This window comes from Moorena bouillonii PNG, assembly GCF_001942495.1.
Lineage (GTDB): Bacteria > Cyanobacteriota > Cyanobacteriia > Cyanobacteriales > Coleofasciculaceae > Moorena > Moorena bouillonii.
Genome location: NZ_MKZS01000001.1, coordinates 4,263,314 through 4,266,265, shown reverse-complemented (window position 1 = coordinate 4,266,265; position 2,952 = coordinate 4,263,314). Strand labels below are relative to the sequence as shown.

2 protein-coding genes and 1 pseudogene are annotated in these 2,952 nt (G+C 45.7%); 1 reads left to right on the top strand and 2 read right to left on the bottom strand.

Going from position 1 to position 2,952, the window contains the following annotated elements:
* Positions 1 to 55: 55 nt before the first annotated feature.
* Positions 56 to 631: pseudogene (locus BJP37_RS17405) on the top strand (ion channel); the annotation flags it as partial.
* Positions 632 to 657: 26 nt separating this feature from the next.
* Here BJP37_RS17405 and dnaG read toward each other — a convergent pair.
* A complete protein-coding gene (dnaG, locus tag BJP37_RS17400) occupies positions 658 to 2,616 on the bottom strand; it encodes a DNA primase (RefSeq protein ID WP_075900617.1) in 1,959 nt (652 codons plus the stop codon).
* A 94-nt stretch (positions 2,617 to 2,710) separates the two neighbouring features.
* A partial coding sequence (locus BJP37_RS17395; protein WP_198954089.1) for a Uma2 family endonuclease occupies positions 2,711 to 2,952 on the bottom strand: 242 nt, incomplete at its 5' end.

Below are 2,952 nucleotides of genomic sequence, written 5' to 3'. Positions count from 1 at the left end.
TTAAAGTGTAGAACCTGATCTGTTTGCTTTTCACACAGATGTGTCAGGCAGTCAGCCCGTGACCTCCTATGCTAATATCATCGTTACCATAGAAGCTCTAGTGGGTTTGATGGCCCTAGCCATGGCAACGGGACTAATGTTTGCCCGCTTCTCTCGCCCTACTGCCAGAGTCATCTTCAGTCGTAGGGCAGTGATTGCGCCCCATAATGGGGTCACTACCCTCATGTTTCGCACTGCCAATGAACGGTATAATCTGATTCTGGAAGCTCAGCTCAGGGTAAGTTTGCTGCGCAATGAAGTGACCTTGGAAGGGGAATCCATGCGTCGATTCTACGACCTGAAACTTTTGCGTAGCCAAACCCCTAGCTTTGCTCTAACTTGGACAGCAATGCATCCGATTGATGAAAGTAGTCCTTTATATGGGGAAACACCAGAGTCTCTCGCTGAAATGGAAGCCACACTTATTATCACCCTAGTTGGTATTGATGAAACGGTTTCCCAGACTATTCACAGTCGTCACTCCTACACCGCATCAGAAATTTTGTGGGATAGGCGTTTTGTAGATATGTTTGATAGGAAATCAGACGGCAGTAGAATTATTGATTATAGCCACTTTCATGATGTTAAGTAATAGCAATTTATAGCGTTTGAGAACTGCTACATAGTTAATAGGTCGGAAATACCGACCTGACGTATCTTCTCTAATTCGATCAGCCTGCGATTAGCATCTTGACATTCCTGCCAATAGTATTGCTTACGTTGCGAATCATTACTAAGGTCAATTTTTTGCCATTGCTCTAAACAATAGCGCCGATGTTTTTCCAAGGCTACTATTTCTAGGGAAGCTGCTGCAGCTTGTATTACCATGGGGGCTCGCAAAATATCTTCTGTACAGGCTTCGTCAAGATGAAACAGATGAGCCACTTGAGTCATTTCCCTAGGAAATTGTAAACTGCGGTCTTGTAAACGGGAGATTAGCTGTTCAGGGGTGGTAGTGTTAAATTGTGTCCCTATCCCTTGCAGTTCAATAATTTGTTGCCACAAGAATCGATGATGAGAAAGACTAAACAGTAAATCTCCCTGGTCTAGAGTATCAATAATTGTTTGTCGATAGTCCGGACAGTGTAAATAAATCCGTAATAGTAAGGCTTCGGCTCGTTCTAAAAGCGTGCGTTCTTTACCAACAGGTAGGTTTGAGTCTTGATTACCCTTTTGTTTCGGTTTCTTTAACCGAGGTGAGGATTTCTTAAAGGCAGCTCTCAGGGGTTTTTGGAGTTGAGTTTGGAAATTTTCGATGTAGAGAGAGACTAGTTTACCTTGTCCTTGACTGAGAATTTGAGCACAGTGGTTAATATAATAAGTGAGCTGATTAATGTCATCCAGTTGATTGAGTAACTTAACCATTGCTTGGGCGACTTGCTGAAATTGATTGGCTTGTTGGAGGTCTTTGCCAATCAGGAGTTGATTAATCTGCCAATCCAGCCACAAGGGAGCATTTAGCAACAGTTGTTGGTATTTTTCCGTAGCGTCAGGAGCAGATTTGAGGAATTCATCAGCATCTTTGCCATCCGGTAGGTTGAGTACCCTTAGCTGGACAAGTCCTTGGTAAGCTAAGTTAGCAATTTCTCCAATGGCTCTTTGGGCAGCAGTGGTACCAGCAGCATCCGCATCAAAGTTGAGCACAATTTGCTTGGATTCAGTATAGCGCGATAGTTGCCGGACTTGATCTAAACTAAAAGCGGTACCAAGGGAGGCGACTATATTAGTAATTCCTGCAGCATGGAGTGCGATCGCATCAAAATATCCTTCCACCACTACAGCTTGGTCTTGCTTGGTAATGGCATTACGAGCTTTATCTAGGGCAAAGAGGGTTTTACTTTTATCAAACAGGGGAGTTTCTGGAGAGTTGAGGTATTTCGGTTGCTCATCCCCGAGACTTCTACCACCAAAGCCAATCACTCGACCTTGGGTGTCGTGGATGGGAATCATAATGCGATCGCGAAAGCCATCATAATACCCACCATTGTCCCTAGGCTTAATCAATCCCGCTTGCTCAACTAGCTTCACTGGCTTCCGTTTGTGTTCCACCAGATAGCGGTAAATGGTTTGCCAACTAGCTGGAGCATACCCTAGCTCGAAAGTAATGATAGTTTCCTCACTCAGACCCCTTTTACCGCGCAAGTACTCTAGGGCCTGCTGTCCTTGGGGTTGTCTGAGGGCATGTTGATAGAAAGCTGTGGCTAAGGCCAGAATCTCGTAGAGTTGCTCTTGTAGAGAAAGTTGCCGTTGTAATTGCTCCCGCTGTTCCGGTTGGAGGGTTTGGACTGGCACCTGGTAGCGCTGTGCCAAATCCAGCACCACATCTGAGAAGGAGTGCTTGCCAATCTCCATCAGGAATTTAATCGCATTCCCTCCAGCTTGGCAGCCGAAGCAGTAATACAGTTGTTTAGAGGGACTGACCGTGAAACTGGGAGTTTTTTCCTCATGGAAAGGGCACAGACCGACATGGTCTCTGCCACGCTTGCGCAATACCACATGCTCCGAGATGACATCCACAATGTCAGACCGTTCCTTAACTGCTTCAATAGTGTTTGGGTGTAGCCGTGGAATGTTCATTGCTCGATTACGTGGTTACAATCAACAGGGTGTTTTTAATTGTGCCACCATACTCACACCAATCAGAAAATGCCTGAGGTTCTATGGTTTAGCCTTACCAAATTTTCTCCAGCTTCAGCACAAAACCCGGTAAAACCGGCTCACCGCTAACAGTAGCAGGATTGTCTAACCGTTCGGTTTCCATCCCAGGACGATAAACATAGACCCCTCGATGCTTGCGGTCTATCAGCCAGCCGAGCTTTGCCCCATTATCCATATACTCGGTCATTTTATTTTGCAAGCTGACGGGGTGACAAACAGCCTTAAAAGCTTTACGGGGTGACCGGGTGTGGGGTG